The sequence below is a fragment of the Frigoribacterium sp. Leaf8 genome, assembly GCF_001421165.1.
Lineage (GTDB): Bacteria > Actinomycetota > Actinomycetes > Actinomycetales > Microbacteriaceae > Frigoribacterium.
The window spans coordinates 169,896-184,272 of record NZ_LMKB01000005.1; the positions used below are offsets into that span (position 1 = coordinate 169,896).

General features: G+C 68.4%; 13 protein-coding genes. 5 read left to right on the plus strand and 8 right to left on the minus strand.

Annotated elements, in window-relative coordinates; all coding sequences use genetic code 11:
• Nucleotides 1-5 precede the first annotated feature (5 nt).
• Entirely contained in the window at nucleotides 6-1,604 is a 1,599-nt protein-coding gene (locus tag ASL10_RS05590) for an ABC-F family ATP-binding cassette domain-containing protein (protein WP_056045204.1), read from the minus strand.
• A 148-nt stretch (nucleotides 1,605-1,752) separates the two neighbouring features.
• Between ASL10_RS05590 and ASL10_RS05595 the strand changes: the two genes are divergently transcribed.
• Nucleotides 1,753-2,358, plus strand: a complete 606-nt coding sequence (locus tag ASL10_RS05595) for a biotin transporter BioY (RefSeq protein ID WP_056045207.1) — start codon at nucleotides 1,753-1,755, stop codon at nucleotides 2,356-2,358.
• A 102-nt stretch (nucleotides 2,359-2,460) separates the two neighbouring features.
• Here the strand turns inward: ASL10_RS05595 and ASL10_RS05600 are convergent, their stop codons facing one another.
• The 5 genes from ASL10_RS05600 to sufB are packed head-to-tail and all read right to left on the minus strand — an operon-like array spanning nucleotide 2,461 to nucleotide 6,572.
• Nucleotides 2,461-2,793 carry a metal-sulfur cluster assembly factor gene (locus ASL10_RS05600; RefSeq protein WP_043594998.1) on the minus strand — a complete coding sequence of 111 codons (333 nt, stop codon included), beginning with the start codon at nucleotides 2,791-2,793 and terminating at the stop codon, nucleotides 2,461-2,463.
• Between the two features lie 2 nt (nucleotides 2,794-2,795).
• Nucleotides 2,796-3,581, minus strand: a complete 786-nt coding sequence (sufC, locus tag ASL10_RS05605) for a Fe-S cluster assembly ATPase SufC (RefSeq protein WP_056045210.1) — start codon at nucleotides 3,579-3,581, stop codon at nucleotides 2,796-2,798.
• A gap of 13 nt (nucleotides 3,582-3,594) precedes the next feature.
• The gene (locus tag ASL10_RS05610) at nucleotides 3,595-3,927 is read right to left on the minus strand and encodes a non-heme iron oxygenase ferredoxin subunit (protein ID WP_082460222.1); all 333 of its coding nucleotides are present in this window, start codon (nucleotides 3,925-3,927) and stop codon (nucleotides 3,595-3,597) included.
• Complete coding sequence (sufD, locus tag ASL10_RS05615) at nucleotides 3,927-5,153, minus strand: Fe-S cluster assembly protein SufD (protein ID WP_082460223.1); 1,227 nt, start codon at nucleotides 5,151-5,153, stop codon at nucleotides 3,927-3,929. The genes ASL10_RS05610 and sufD overlap by 1 nt, the downstream gene beginning before the upstream one ends.
• A complete protein-coding gene (sufB, locus tag ASL10_RS05620; RefSeq protein WP_056047429.1) occupies nucleotides 5,154-6,572 on the minus strand; it encodes a Fe-S cluster assembly protein SufB in 1,419 nt (472 codons plus the stop codon).
• A gap of 299 nt (nucleotides 6,573-6,871) precedes the next feature.
• Here sufB and ASL10_RS05625 point away from each other — a divergent pair, with 299 nt between their 5' ends.
• Nucleotides 6,872-7,840: a heme A synthase gene (locus ASL10_RS05625; protein WP_235452461.1), complete on the plus strand. Its 969-nt coding sequence runs from the start codon at nucleotides 6,872-6,874 to the stop codon at nucleotides 7,838-7,840.
• A gap of 17 nt (nucleotides 7,841-7,857) precedes the next feature.
• On the opposite strand, the gene ASL10_RS05630 is transcribed toward ASL10_RS05625, so the two are convergent.
• Nucleotides 7,858-8,292 (minus strand): GNAT family N-acetyltransferase, encoded by a 435-nt coding sequence (locus tag ASL10_RS05630; RefSeq protein WP_056045212.1) that lies wholly within the window; start codon nucleotides 8,290-8,292, stop codon nucleotides 7,858-7,860.
• A 4-nt stretch (nucleotides 8,293-8,296) separates the two neighbouring features.
• Complete coding sequence (locus tag ASL10_RS05635) at nucleotides 8,297-9,220, minus strand: heme o synthase (protein WP_056045215.1); 924 nt, start codon at nucleotides 9,218-9,220, stop codon at nucleotides 8,297-8,299.
• Between the two features lie 281 nt (nucleotides 9,221-9,501).
• Between ASL10_RS05635 and tkt the strand changes: the two genes are divergently transcribed.
• Genes tkt through ASL10_RS05650 form a run of 3 tightly spaced genes read left to right on the plus strand, consistent with a single transcriptional unit; the run spans nucleotide 9,502 to nucleotide 14,343 of the window.
• On the plus strand, nucleotides 9,502-11,595 hold the full coding sequence (gene tkt / locus ASL10_RS05640; RefSeq protein ID WP_056045218.1) for a transketolase: 2,094 nt from the start codon (nucleotides 9,502-9,504) through the stop codon (nucleotides 11,593-11,595).
• A gap of 28 nt (nucleotides 11,596-11,623) precedes the next feature.
• Nucleotides 11,624-12,751 (plus strand): transaldolase, encoded by a 1,128-nt coding sequence (gene tal, locus ASL10_RS05645; protein WP_056045222.1) that lies wholly within the window; start codon nucleotides 11,624-11,626, stop codon nucleotides 12,749-12,751.
• Nucleotides 12,748-14,343 carry a glucose-6-phosphate isomerase gene (locus ASL10_RS05650; RefSeq protein ID WP_056045225.1) on the plus strand — a complete coding sequence of 532 codons (1,596 nt, stop codon included), beginning with the start codon at nucleotides 12,748-12,750 and terminating at the stop codon, nucleotides 14,341-14,343. Before tal ends, ASL10_RS05650 begins: the two co-directional genes overlap by 4 nt.
• Nucleotides 14,344-14,377: the final 34 nt, after the last annotated feature.

Consider the following 14,377-nt stretch of genomic DNA (forward strand, 5'->3'; position numbering starts at 1 on the left):
CCGGGTCAGGCGAGGTTGATCAGGTCGGAGTAGTCCGGGGTCCAGTGGTCCTCGGTGCCCTCGGGCATGATCAGCACTCGCTCGGGGTTCAGGGCCTCGACGGCACCCTCGTCGTGGCTCACCAGGACGACGGCCCCCTCGTAGTTGCTCAGGGCGTCGAGGATCTCGAGTCGGCTCGCGGGGTCGAGGTTGTTGGTGGGCTCGTCGAGCAGCAGGACGTTCGCCCCCGAGACGACGATCATGGCCAGCGCCAGTCGCGTCTTCTCGCCGCCGGACAGCACGCCGGCCGGCTTCGCCGAGTCGTCGCCCGTGAAGAGGAACGAGCCCAACACGCGTCGCGCCTCCATCTCGGTGATGTTCGGAGAGGAGGACACCATGTTCTCGAGGACGCTGCGCTTGACGTCGATCGTCTCGTGCTCCTGGGCGTAGTAGCCGACCCGCAACCCGTGGCCCGGTTCGAGCTGCCCGGTGTCGGGAGCGTCGACCCCGGCGAGGATGCGGAGCAGCGTCGTCTTGCCCGCACCGTTCAGGCCCAGGATGACGACCTTCGAGCCGCGGTCGATGGCGAGGTCCACGGCCGTGAAGATCTCGAGGGAACCGTAGCTCTTCGAGAGGTTCGAGGCCATCAGCGGCGTCTTGCCACACGCGACCGGCGTCGGGAAGCGCAGCTTCGCCACGCGGTCGACCGCGCGGACCTCGTCGAGGCCGGAGAGGAGCTTCTCGGCCCGTGCCACCATCTGGTGGGCCGCCGCGGCCTTGGACGCCTTGGCGCCGAACCGGGCCGCCTGCTTCTGCAGGGCCGAGGCCTGCTTCTCGGCGTTCGAGCGCTCTTTCTTGCGGCGCTCCTCGTCGGCGGCGCGCTGTCGCTGGTAGTTCCGCCAACCCATGTTGTAGACGTCGATCGCCTGTCGATTGGCGTCCAGGTAGAAGACGCGGTTGACGACCTCCTCGACGAGTTCGATGTCGTGGCTGATCACGATGACGCCGCCCTGGTAGGTCTTCAGGTACTCGCGCAGCCAGACGACCGAATCGGCGTCGAGGTGGTTCGTCGGCTCGTCGAGGATCATCGTGTCGGCCGCCGAGAAGAGGATGCGGGCCAGCTCGATGCGCCGGCGCTGACCACCCGACAACGTCGACAGGGGCTGGTCGAGGATGCGGTCGGGCAGGCTGAGGTTGCTCGCGATGGACGCCGCCTCGGCCTCGGCCGCGTACCCGCCGAGCGCGTTGAACTGGTCGTCGAGGTCGCCGTAGCGCTTCATGGCGCGGGCGGCGACGGCGGGGTCGGGGTCGCCCATGGCCAGGGTCGCCTCCTGGATGCCGAGCAGCAACTGGCCGAGACCTCGGGCGTCGAGGATGCGCGTCCGGGCGAGGTCCTCGGGGTTGCCGCTGCGAGGGTCCTGCGGCAGGTAGCCGATCTCTCCGGAGCGCTCGATCTTGCCGCCCGTCGGGAGGGTCTCGCCGGCCAGCGTCTTGGTCATGGTCGTCTTGCCGGCGCCGTTGCGGCCGACGAGGCCGATCTTGTCGCCCCGGTCGACCCGGAACGAGACGTCGGCCATGAGGAGGCGCGCGCCGACGCGGATCTCGAGATCGTGCACGGAGAGCACAGCAGATGTCCAATCGATTGGTGAGGAGTCCACAACGGGGCCCGGAAGGGGGCCGCCCATAAGATGGGGACGTCGTGTGGAGAGGGTCGCAGCACTGCGCTGCCGACCAGCCGCTCGGCCGATCAACCTACCCATTCTAGGAGTCCCCATGACGAACACTGCCGCATCGACCTCACGGCCGGTCCTCGCCGACCGTCTGGTGGCCCGGGGCGCCGCCGCCGACGTGGCCCTCGTCCTCGGTGGAGTCGCCGTCGTCTCGGCGCTCGCGCAGGTCCAGGTGCCGCTCTGGCCGGTGCCCGTCACGGGACAGACGCTCGGCGTCATGCTCGTCGGCGCCTCCCTCGGGGCCCGTCGAGGGGCGCTGTCGTTGGCCACCTACCTCGTGCTGGGAGTCGCCGGCCTGCCGATCTTCGCCGAGTTCTCGGGCGGTCCCCTCAGCGTCCTCAAGCCGAGCTTCGGCTTCGTCATCGGATTCGTCGTGGCGGCTGCCGTCATCGGCTGGCTCTCCGAGCGCGAATGGGACAAGAAATGGTGGCGTTCTGCCGCCGCGTTCTTCCTCGCGAGCCTGATCCCCTTCGCCGTGGGCCTCCCCTACCTGGCCGTCGTGCTCGGATCGCTGGGCCTGCCGAACGACCTGCCGAGCGTCCTCGCCGCCGGTCTGTACCCGTTCATCGTGGGCGGGATCGCCAAGTGGCTGATCGCGGCGGCGGCCCTGCCGCTCGCCTGGCGTGCGCTGAAGCGCATCGGCGACTAGCTGCCTCCCGCTCCCCCGGCGTGCCCGGCGAGGGACGCGACGACGAAGCCCCGCCCCTCTCGGAGGGGCGGGGCTTCGTCGTGTCGCGTCGTCGGGCGACTCTCAGATGGAGAACCCGATGGCTCGCATCATGTCGCGTCCGTCGTCCGTGATGCGGTCGGGGCCCCACGGCGGCATCCACACCCAGTTGATGCGGAACGCGTCCACGACCCCGTCCAAGGCGTTCGCCGTGTCGCCCTCGATGACGTCCGTCAACGGGCAGCCTGCACTCGTGAGCGTCATGCTGATGATGAGGGCGTTCTCGTGCTCTTCGTCCATCGCCAGGTCGTAGATGAGACCGAGGTCGACGATGTTGACGCCCAGCTCGGGGTCGACGACCTCTTTCAGGGCCTCGATGGTCTGGTCGAACTTCTCGGGGCTGAGTGCGACGGCCATGGTCAGACCGCCGAGGTCGCGGCGGCCTCGGCGGCGGCTGCCGTCACGTACCGGTCGTAGCCCTCGTTCTCGAGACGGTCGGCCAGCTCGGGGCCGCCCTCGTCGGCGACGTGGCCGTCGACGAAGACGTGGACGAAGTCGGGCTTGATGTAGCGGAGGATGCGCGTGTAGTGCGTGATGAGCAACAGACCGAGGCCGGTGTTGGCCTTCGCGCGGTTGACACCCTCGGACACGATCTTGAGGGCGTCGACGTCCAGACCGGAGTCGGTCTCGTCGAGGACGGCGAACTTCGGCTTCAAGAGTTCGAGTTGCATGATCTCGTGGCGCTTCTTCTCGCCACCCGAGAAGCCCTCGTTGACGTTGCGCTCGGCGAAGGCCGAGTCCATCTTGAGGGCGGTCATCGACTCGCGGAGGTCCTTGATCCAGCCGCGGATCGCGGGGGCCTCGCCGTCCAGGGCCGTCTTGGCCGTCCGGAGGAAGTTCGAGACCGTGACGCCGGGGATCTCGACGGGGTACTGCATGGCGAGGAAGAGGCCCGCCTTGGCACGCTCGTCGACGCTCATCTCGAGCACCTCGCGACCGTCGAGCAGGATCGATCCGCCGTCGACGTTGTAGCGGGGGTGGCCGGCGATCGTGTAGGCGAGCGTCGACTTGCCCGAGCCGTTGGGGCCCATGACGGCGTGGATCTCGCCCTCGTTGATGGTGAGGTCGACGCCCTTGAGGATGGGCTTGGGGCCGGCGTCGGTGTCGATGCTGACCTTGAGGTCACGGATCTCGAGAGTGGACATGCGTTCTGTTCCTTTACTGTGCGGCGTCGGTGGAGGTCGAGGTGGTGTCGACGTACACCTCGCCGTCGATGACGGAGACCGAGAAGACCGGTACGGGTTCGTAGGCGGGCAGCGTGAGCGGCTTGCCGGTGGTGAGCTCGAATTTCGAGCCGTGGGCCCAGCATTCGAGGGTGTCGTCCTCGACGAAGCCCTCGGAGAGCGAGATGTCGCCGTGGGTGCAGGTGTCGCCGATGGCGTGGATCGTGCCGGCGCTGTCCTTCACGACGGCGATCGCGACGCCGTCGACGACGACGCGATGGGCCTGGGAGGGGCTGACGTCGTCGACGCCGCAGACCTTCGTCGCCATCAGGCGATCGTCTCGGTCGAGGTCGCCTCGCCCGCGGCCAGTTCGACCTCGATGGCGTCCACGAGGCGGGCCTGCAGGTCGGCGTCCCCGATCTTCTGGATGACCTCGACGAGGAATCCGAGGACGACGAGGCGACGCGCCTCGTGCTCGGAGATGCCGCGCGACTGGAGGTAGAAGAGGTGCTCGTCGTCGAAGCGACCCGTCGCGCTGGCGTGACCGGCGCCTTCGATGTCGCCGGTCTCGATCTCGAGGTTCGGGATCGAGTCGGCGCGCGTGCCCTCGCTCAGCACCAGGTTGCGGTTCTGCTCGTAGCTGTCGGTGCCTGGTGCCGTCCGACCGATCAGGACGTCGCCGATCCACACCGTGCGGGCACCGGCACCCTGCAGGGCGCCCTTGTAGTTCACCCGGCTCCGCGTCTTGGGGGCGTCGTGGTTCACGTACACCTGCTGTTCGAGGTGCTGACCGGCGTCCGCGAAGTACACGCCGTAGAGCTCGGCGTCCGCGCCCTGCTCGGCCAGGTGGGCCGACGGGTTGACCCGGACGACCGAGCCACCCAGGCTGACGACGAAGTGCTTCAGCTGGGCGTCGCGCCCGATCCGGGCGTGGTGGCTCGCGACGTGCACGGCGTCGTCGTCCCACTCCTGGAGCGTGACGACGGTGAGGTGCGCGCCCTCGTCCACGACGATCTCGACGTTCTCGACCAGCTGGGCCGATCCGGTGTTGCGGAGGACGACCATGGACTGGCTGTTGGCCTTGGCGTGGATCAGCGTGTGACCCGCCCGTGGTTCACGGTCGAGGCCCGAGCGGCCGATGGTGATGGCCGACGGTTCGTCGCCGTCGAGGGTCACGACGAGCACCTTCTCGACGCTCGACCACGCGTTGGCGGCGGCCTTGTCCTCGGGAGTGCCCGCCGTGCCGACACGGGAGTCGGACCGGTCGACCCATTCGACGGTCGCGCCGGGCGTCTCGCGGGCCAGGTAGGCGTAAGGCGAGCCGTCGAGGTCTCCGTCGATCAACGGACGGAGGCGCGACACCGGACTGAGCTTCCAGTCCACCTCGCGACCGGTCACGTCGGGGAACGCCGTGGGGTCGACCGAGGTGAACCGCTCGGAACGCGTCTGGACGGGCACGAGGCCCCAGCCGCCGTCACTGTGGGCACCCGCGCCGTGCTGGACGCCCGGCGTGGTGGTGGACTCTGGTGTGGTGGTGGGTGCTGCGGCGGACATCTAGCCGACTGATCCTTCCATGCTCATCTCGATGAGCTTGTTGAGTTCGAGCGCGTACTCCATCGGGAGTTCGCGGGCGATGGGCTCGATGAAGCCACGGACGATCATGGCCATGGCCTCGTCTTCGGCCATGCCGCGTGACATGAGGTAGAAGAGCTGCTCTTCGCTGACCCGCGACACCGTCGCCTCGTGACCGAGCTGGACGTCGTCGACGCGGATGTCGATCGCGGGGTAGGTGTCGGAACGAGAGATCGTGTCGACGAGCAGGGCGTCACAGCGGACCGTGTTGGCCGCGTGGTGGGCGGCCTCGTCGACTCTCACCTCGCCACGGTAACCCGCGCGACCGCCGCCTCGCGCGATCGACTTCGACACGATGGACGACGTCGTGTAAGGCGCCATGTGGATCATCTTCGCGCCGGCGTCCTGGTGCTGACCGGGGCCCGCGAAGGCCACGGACAGGGTCTCGCCCTTGGCGTGCTCACCGACCAGGTAGATGGACGGGTACTTCATCGTCACCTTCGAGCCGATGTTGCCGTCGATCCACTCCATGGTGGCGCCCTCGTGCGCGATCGCCCGCTTGGTGACCAGGTTGTACACGTTGTTCGACCAGTTCTGGATCGTCGTGTACCGCACTCGGGCGTTCTTCTTCACGATGATCTCGACCACGGCCGAGTGCAGGGAGTCCGATTTGTAGATCGGGGCCGTGCAGCCCTCGATGTAGTGGACGTAGCTGCCCTCGTCGGCGATGATCAGCGTCCGCTCGAACTGACCCATGTTCTCGGTGTTGATGCGGAAGTACGCCTGGAGCGGGATCTCGACGTGGACGCCCTTGGGCACGTACACGAACGAGCCGCCCGACCACACGGCGGTGTTCAGTGCGGCGAACTTGTTGTCGCCGGCCGGGATGACCGTGCCGAAGTACTCCTGGAAGAGTTCGGGGTGCTCGCGCAACGCGGTGTCGGTGTCCATGAAGATGACACCCTGCTGCTCGAGGTCCTCGCGGATCTGGTGGTAGACCACCTCGGACTCGTACTGGGCGGCGACGCCGGCGACGAGGCGGTTGCGCTCGGCCTCGGGGATGCCGAGCTTCTCGTAGGTGTTCTTGATGTCGTCCGGCAGCTCGTCCCAGGTCGTCGCCTGCTTCTCGGTCGACCGGACGAAGTACTTGATGTTGTCGAAGTCGATGCCCGACAGGTCGGCACCCCACGTCGGCATGGGCTTGCGTTCGAACAGCGTCAGGCCCTTGAGCCTGTTCTTGAGCATCCACTCGGGTTCGCTCTTCAAGTTCGAGATGTCGGTGACGACCTCGGGTGACACCCCTCGGCGCGCCGAGGCGCCCGCGGTGTCGGAGTCGGACCAGCCGAACTCGTACTGCCCCAGGCTCTCGAGCTCGGGTCGATCGATCAACACGTCTGACATGACTACCTCTTTCTCTGCCGGACCGAACACGGGTCGGCCGAACGGCATTCCCCGGGTGGTGGAGCGGCCCAGCTGCTCGCCCTGCGAGTCGAACACGTCGGCTGTCGCCGCTCCGTCCGTCGACGCTCGACATGATCGAGACGTCAGGTGGCGTTGCTTAGACTGTTGATGAAGGCCGCGTCCCGCTTCTGCGGATCTCACGTCCTTCGGATGTCTCCGTCGACACCCTGCCGGGTCGTGTTCCTGAACCCGTTGATTCTACAGGGCCGACCGCCGAAAGTGACGAAAGGCAGCAAGTCGTGAGCAACGCACAGGTGGGCGCCACCGGAGTCCTGACCCGAGCCTGGTCGTGGCTCCCCACGACCGTCGATCGCCGGGTCCGTTTCGTCGCGTGGGCGTCGTTCGTCTGCCAGGTGCTGCTGATCGGCACGGGAGGTGCCGTGCGGCTCACGGGATCGGGGCTCGGCTGCCCCACCTGGCCACGCTGCACCGCCGACTCCTTCGTCAGCACGCCCGAGATGGGCATCCACGGGGTCATCGAGTTCGGCAACCGCCTCCTGACCTTCGTGCTCACGCTCGTCGTCATCCTCGCCTTCCTCTTCGTGCTGCGGATGCGGAAGGTCCGCCGCGACTTCTTCTGGCTCACCCTCGTCCAGGGCCTGAGCATCCCCTTCCAGGCCGTGCTCGGGGGGATCACCGTCCTCACCGGTCTGAACCCGTACATCGTCGGGGCACACTTCGTCGTCTCGATCGCCCTCGTCGCCCTCACCACCACCCTGCTCTGGCGCGTGTACCGCGGGCCCCGTGGGCACCACGCCGCCACTCCGCGTGGTCATGCGCGACTCGTCCACGTGACGGCCGCCGTGGTCGGCGTGACCGTGATCGTCGGCGTCCTGACGACCGGCTCCGGCCCCCACGCCGGCGATGCGGCGACCCCCCGCAACGGCCTCGACCCGGCGATCATGGACCACGTCCACAGCTGGCCGGCCTACGCGACCCTCGCTCTCACCCTGGCGGTCCTCGCCTGGACCCTCCAGGCGGGCCTCCCCCGTCGGTTCCCCGTGGCCCTGCTGGGCGTCGAACTCGTCCAGATCGCCGTCGGCATCACCCAGGCGCGCTCCGGACTGCCGCCCCTGCTCGTGGGGAGTCACATGGTCCTGGCCGCGCTGCTGGTGGCCGCGACGACCGCCGTGGTGCTGTCGCTGCGCAACGACCAGGCTCCCGACGAGGTCGAGCCGATCGTCGAGGCGGCCGCCGCCCGCGTCTGACCCGGGCGACGGGGGGTCTAGCCCCGGCGCATGACGGTGTCGACGTCGTCCTGCTCGACGACGACGAAGCCCGTCCGCTCGTAGAGCGACACTGCTCGGCTTCCCGTGAGCACGTCGAGGGTGACCGACCCCGTGGTGACCGAGTCGATCGCCTGCGCGAGGAGGGTCGTCCCGATCCCGTGGCCCCGCGCCTCCTCGACCAGGTAGAAGTGACGGAGCCAGGTCGTGTCGCCGTCCGGGTGAAGCGCGATGCAGCCGAGGAGGCGCTGGTCGCCTTCGACGACTCGTGTCTCGTCGGCCACGTACTCGCGGACGAATCGAGCCCGGTGGCGGGCCGGGTTCCAGATGCCGAGCCTCTCGAACTCGGGTCGGAGCACCACGAGCTTGAGAGCGGTCAGCTGTTCGAGGTCGTCCGGGCGCGCCGGACGGACGGTCCAGTCGGACGGCCTCACGGGATCAGAACGGCAGCAGGGGGTCGACCCCGACGGCGACGAACAGGAGCGTGAGGTACGTGATGGAGCTGTGGAAGACGCGCATCGGACGGACCTCGGCGACGTGCTGGATGGCCCGGCTGTAGAGCCGGTGCGACTCCCAGACGAACCAGGCCCCGCTCGCGAGTGCCACGACGGTGTAAAGCGCGCCCATGCCGGCGACGGGGACGAGGATCAGGGAGCAGACCACGGTGGCCCAGGCGTAGAGGATCACCTGCAGGCCGACGATCGACCGGCCGCGCACCACGGCGAGCATGGGGACGTCGGCCGCGGCGTAGTCGTCGCGGTACTTCATCGACAGCGGCCAGTAGTGCGGCGGCGTCCAGAGGAAGATGACCATGAAGAGGATGACGGCCGACCAGGACAGGTCGTTCGTGACGGCGGCCCAGCCGATGAGCACCGGCATGCACCCGGCGATGCCGCCCCACACGATGTTCTGCGGCGTGCGGCGCTTCAGCCAGAGCGTGTACACGACGACGTAGAAGAGGATCGCCCCGAGCGACAGCGCCGCCGAGAGCAGGTTGACCGTCAGGCCGAGCCAGACGATCGACGCGACGCCGACCACGTACGAGAAGATCAACGCCTCGCGGTCGCTGACCTCGCCGGTCACGAGGGGTCGGCCCTGCGTCCGCTTCATGATGCGGTCGATGTCGCGATCGATGTAGCAGTTGAAGGCCGAGGCCGAACCGGCGCTGAGCGCACCACCGATCAGCGTCGCGGCGACGAGCCACAGGTTGGGGATGCCGCCCTGGGCCAGGAACATCGTCGGCGCCGTGGTGACGAGCAGGAGCTCCATCACGCGGGGCTTCGTGAGGGCGACGTACGCCCGAGCCTTGCGACGGAAGCCCCGGGGTGACGTGTCGGGGCGGATGTCAACGGCTGCGGTCATGAGTCCTCTAACGAGACGAACGGTTTGCCCAAGGAGTCTAGGCGATGAACGTCGACGCTGACGGCGAACCCTCGGCCGATGCGGACGGGCGAAGGGGGTTCGTCCCTATACTTACAGGTGCTTGCCAGTCGTACGCCCTCTCGGTCCCGAATCACCGGACGAACCGTCCCGATCTCCGCCCCGGCGTGTGTGCGACCCAGCCGACGACGTCTCGGCAGGCGCACGTCAGCGCGGGAGCGAATCGACCCCGCGCAGTTCGCATCAAGAAGGGTCAACTTCCAGTGGCAGATCTGCAATGGGAATCCATTGACAACAAAGCAGTAGACACGGTCCGCGTCCTCGCGGCCGACGCGGTCGAGAAGGTCGGCAACGGTCACCCCGGCACCGCGATGAGCCTGGCGCCCGCCGCGTACCTGCTCTTCCAGAAGGTCATGCGTCGTGACCCGAGCGACAGCACCTGGATCGGTCGCGACCGGTTCATCCTGTCCGTCGGCCACAGCTCGCTGACGCAGTACATCCAGTTCTACCTGGGCGGCTACGGTCTCGAGCTCGACGACCTCGAGGCCCTGCGCATCTGGGGCTCGAAGACCCCCGGCCACCCCGAGTACGGCCACACGGACGGCATCGAGATCACCACCGGTCCGCTGGGCCAGGGCTTCGCCAGCTCGGTGGGCTTCGCCTACGCCGCCCGTTTCGAGCGCGGCCTGTTCGACCCCGACGCCGCCCCCGGCACGAGCCCCTTCGACCACTTCGTGTACGTCATCGCCGGTGACGGCGACATGCAAGAGGGCGTCACGAGCGAGGCCGCGTCGCTGGCCGGGCACCAGAAGCTCGGCAACCTCGTCGCCATCTACGACTCGAACCAGATCTCGATCGAGGACGACACCAACATCGCCTTCACCGAGGACGTCCACAAGCGCTTCGAGTCCTACGACTGGGACGTCCAGGTCGTCGACTGGAAGAAGACCGGCGAGTACGTCGAGGACGTCGCCGAGCTGCACGACGCCATCGAGAAGGCCAAGGCCGTCACCGACAAGCCCTCCCTGATCATCCTCAAGACGATCATCGGCTGGCCCTCGCCCAAGAAGCAGAACTCCGGCAAGATCCACGGTTCGGCCCTCGGCGCCGACGAGGTCGCCGGCCTCAAGTCGGTCCTCGGGTTCGACCCCGAGAAGTCCTTCGACGTCGACCCCGCCGTCCTCGAGCACACCCGCAAGGCCGTCGAGCGCGGTCAGGCCCAGCACGCCGAGTGGGACGAGAAGCTCGCCGCCTGGGCGTCGGCCAACCCCGACAAGAAGGTCATGCTCGACCGCATCCTCGCGAACGAGCTGCCCGAGGGCGTCGAAGAAGCGCTCCCCGTCTTCGAGGCCGGCAAGGACGTCTCCACCCGCGCCGCCTCCGGCAAGGTCATCAACGCCCTCGCCGGCGTGGTCCCCGAGCTCTGGGGCGGGTCGGCCGACCTGGCCGAGTCGAACCTGACGACGATCACGGGCTCGAAGTCGTTCGTCCCCACCGAGTGGTCGACCGACGAGTGGAGCGGAGACCCCTACGGTCGCGTTCTGCACTTCGGCATCCGCGAGCACGCGATGGGCGCCATCCTCAACGGCATCACGCTGCACGGCAACACGCGCCCGTTCGGTGGCACGTTCCTGATCTTCAGCGACTACATGCGCCCGGCGGTCCGCCTCGCGGCACTGATGAAGTCCCCGGCGATCTACGTCTGGACCCACGACTCCGTGGCCCTGGGCGAGGACGGTCCGACGCACCAGCCGATCGAGCAGCTCGCGTCGCTCCGCGCGATCCCCGACCTCGACGTCGTGCGTCCCGCCGACGCCAACGAGACGGCCTGGGCCTGGGCGACGATCCTCGAGCGCCACCACGGCCCCGCCGGCATCGCGCTCAGCCGTCAGAACCTGCCCGTCTTCGAGCGCGGCACCGGTGACGCCGAGGGTGACACCTTCGCGTCGGCGAAGAACGTGGCGAAGGGCGCCTACGTCCTGGCCGAGGCACCGGGCGGAACGCCCGACGTGATCTTCGTCGCCACGGGTTCCGAGGTGCAGATCGCCGTCGAGGCCCGTGAGGTCCTGCGCGGCGAGGGCATCAACGCCCGCGTCGTCTCGGCACCGAGCATCGAGTGGTTCGACGAGCAGAGCGACGAGTACAAGGAGGCGGTCCTCCCGGCCGCCGTCAAGGCCCGCGTCTCGATCGAGGCCGGTGTGGCCATGCCGTGGCGCGGCATCGTCGGTGACGCCGGTCGCAGCGTGTCGATCGAGCACTTCGGTGCTTCGGCCGACTACAAGACGCTGTTCAAGCAGTTCGGCATGACGACCGAAGCCGCCGTCGCCGCCGCCAAGGACTCGATCGCCGCTCTCTGAGCGACGACGAAGGAAAGAGAAGAACACCATGACCGATTCCAACACCGCACAGCTGTCCGCCGCAGGCGTCAGCATCTGGCTCGACGACCTCTCGCGTGAGCGCATCAACGCGGGCGGCCTCCAGAAGCTGATCGCCGAGCGCAACGTCGTCGGCGTCACCACCAACCCCACGATCTTCGCGTCGGCTCTCGCCAAGGGCGAGGCCTACGACGACCAGGTCGCCCTGCTCGCGAAGACCGGTGTCAGCGTCACGGACGCCGTCTTCGAGATCACGACCGACGACGTCACCCGCGCCTGCGACATCTTCCGCGAGCTCTACGACACGACGGACGGCTTCGACGGCCGCGTGTCGATCGAGGTCGAGCCCGGTCTCGCGCACGACGCGCAGGGCACCATCGACCAGGCGGTCAAGCTCGCCGCCAAGGTCGGTCGCCCCAACGCCCTGATCAAGATCCCCGCGACCGTCGAGGGCCTCGAGGCCATCACCGCCGTGATCGCCCAGGGCATCAGCGTCAACGTGACCCTGATCTTCAGCCTCGAGCGCTACCGCGCCGTCATCAACGCGTACCTCACGGGTCTCGAGCAGGCCAAGGCCGCCGGCATCGACATCACCGAGATCCACTCCGTCGCCTCGTTCTTCGTGTCGCGCGTCGACACCGAGATCGACAAGCGTCTCGACGCGGTCGGGACCGACGAGGCCAAGGCCCTGAAGGGCAAGGCCGGCGTGGCCAACGCCCAGCTCGCCTACGAGGTCTACCAGCAGGCCTTCGACACCGAGCGGGCCAAGGGCCTCCTCGCCGCCGGCGCCAACAAGCAGCGTCCCCTCTGGGCTTCCACCGGTGTCAAGGACCCCGCCGTCCTCGACACCACGTACGTGGTCGAGCTCGTCGCCCAGGACGTCGTCAACACGATGCCCGAGAAGACGCTCGAGGCGACCTTCGACCACGGTGACGTCCGTGGCGACACGATCAGCGCCTCCTACGCCTCGGCCAACGAGACCATGGACGCGATCGCGGCGCAGGGCGTCTCGTACGACGACGTGACCGAGGCCCTCGAGAAAGAGGGCGTCGAGAAGTTCGTCGTCTCGTGGAACGAACTGCTCGACACGGTCACCGCTGCCCTCGAGGCCGCCAAGCCCGCCGGGGAGTCCAAGTGACCATCACCATCGCTGCCAGCGGCGACGCCGCACAGGCGGTCGAGACGGTCGTCCCGCAGCTCGTGAGCGACCTCGTCGCCTCGGGCATCACGGCTCAGAACCCCACCCTGTGGGGCCCTGACGCCGAGGACGAGTCCGCCAAGCGTCTCGGCTGGACCGAGGCCGTCGTGGTCTCGACTCCGCTGCTCGACGAGATCGACTCGCTCCGGGACGAGCTCGCCGCCAAGGGCGTCGATCACGTCGTGCTCGCGGGCATGGGTGGATCGTCGCTCGCGCCCGAGGTCATCACCCGCACCTACGGCGTCGAGCTCACCGTGCTCGACGCCACGGAGCCCGGTCAGGTCCTCACGGCCCTCGCCGACCGTCTCGAGCGCACCGTGCTCGTGGTCTCGTCGAAGTCGGGTTCCACCGTCGAGACCGCCAGCCAGCGCAAGACCTTCGAGAAGGCGTTCACCGACGCCGGCATCGACCCCGTCGAGCGCATCGTCGTGGTCACCGATCCCGGATCGCCCCTCGACGGGCAGGCCCGTGAGGCCGGTTACCGCGTCTTCAACGCCGACCCCAACATCGGCGGGCGCTACTCGGCCCTGTCGGCGTTCGGCCTCGTGCCGTCCGGCCTGGCCGGCGCCGACATCCGCGAGCTGCTCGCCGAGGCCGACGCCGTCACGGTCGAGCTGGCCCAGGACCGCGCCGACAACCCGGGTCTCGTGTTGGGTGCCGTCCTGGCAGGCACCTCGCCCCTGCGCGACAAGATCGCCATCGTCGCCGACGGCACCCACATCGTGGGGTTCCCGGACTGGGCCGAACAGCTCATCGCCGAGTCGACCGGCAAGCAGGGTCGCGGCCTGCTCCCCGTCGTCATCGGCACCTCCGCCCCCGAGATCACGGCGGGGCTGCACGACGTGCAGGTCGTCCGTCTCGTGGCGAACGCCGACGAGACCCGTGAGGTCGCGCCCGGCGAGGTCGAGATCTCGGGTTCGCTCGGTGGCCAGATCATGGTCTGGGAGTACGCCGTCGCCGTGGCCGGGCGTCTGCTCGACATCAACCCGTTCGACCAGCCCGACGTCGAGTCGGCCAAGGTCGCGACGCGGGCGTTGCTCGACGACCGTCCCGAGCCCACTCCCCCGGCCTTCACGGCCGAGGGTGTCGAGGTCCGCGAGGTCGGGGGAATCGAGCTGGGCGACTCTCTCGAGTCCGCCGTGGCCGCGCTCCTCTCGCACCTGAGCGATGACGGCTACGTCTCGATCCAGGCCTACGTCGACCGCGTGGCGAACCCCCAGCTCGAAGAGGTCCGCGACCTCCTCGCGATGCGCACGCAGCGTCCCGTCACCTTCGGATGGGGTCCGCGCTTCTTGCACTCGACGGGTCAATACCACAAGGGTGGGCCGGCCAACGGGGTGTTCCTGCAGATCACGCAGGTCCCCGCGACCGACCTCGAGATCCCGGACAGCCCGTTCACGTTCGGGCAGCTCGTGCAGGCCCAGGCCGCCGGTGATGCCAAGGTCCTGGCCGAGCACGGTCGTCCCGTGCTCACGCTGACGGTGACCGACGTGGCGGCCGCGCTGCCGGTCATCACCGCCGCACTCCGCTGAGCCGAAAGGGCCGGCGTCCCCAGGGGCGCCGGCC

Coding starts and splice junctions, on each gene's coding strand:
- ASL10_RS05595 (WP_056045207.1), top strand. CDS start 1,753: ATGACGAACACTGCCGCATCGACCTCACGGCCGGTCCTCGCCGACCGT.
- ASL10_RS05600 (WP_043594998.1), bottom strand. CDS start 2,793: ATGGCCGTCGCACTCAGCCCCGAGAAGTTCGACCAGACCATCGAGGCC.
- sufC (WP_056045210.1), bottom strand. CDS start 3,581: ATGTCCACTCTCGAGATCCGTGACCTCAAGGTCAGCATCGACACCGAC.
- ASL10_RS05610 (WP_082460222.1), bottom strand. CDS start 3,927: ATGGCGACGAAGGTCTGCGGCGTCGACGACGTCAGCCCCTCCCAGGCC.
- sufD (WP_082460223.1), bottom strand. CDS start 5,153: ATGTCCGCCGCAGCACCCACCACCACACCAGAGTCCACCACCACGCCG.
- sufB (WP_056047429.1), bottom strand. CDS start 6,572: ATGTCAGACGTGTTGATCGATCGACCCGAGCTCGAGAGCCTGGGGCAG.
- ASL10_RS05635 (WP_056045215.1), bottom strand. CDS start 9,220: ATGACCGCAGCCGTTGACATCCGCCCCGACACGTCACCCCGGGGCTTC.
- tal (WP_056045222.1), top strand. CDS start 11,624: ATGACCGATTCCAACACCGCACAGCTGTCCGCCGCAGGCGTCAGCATC.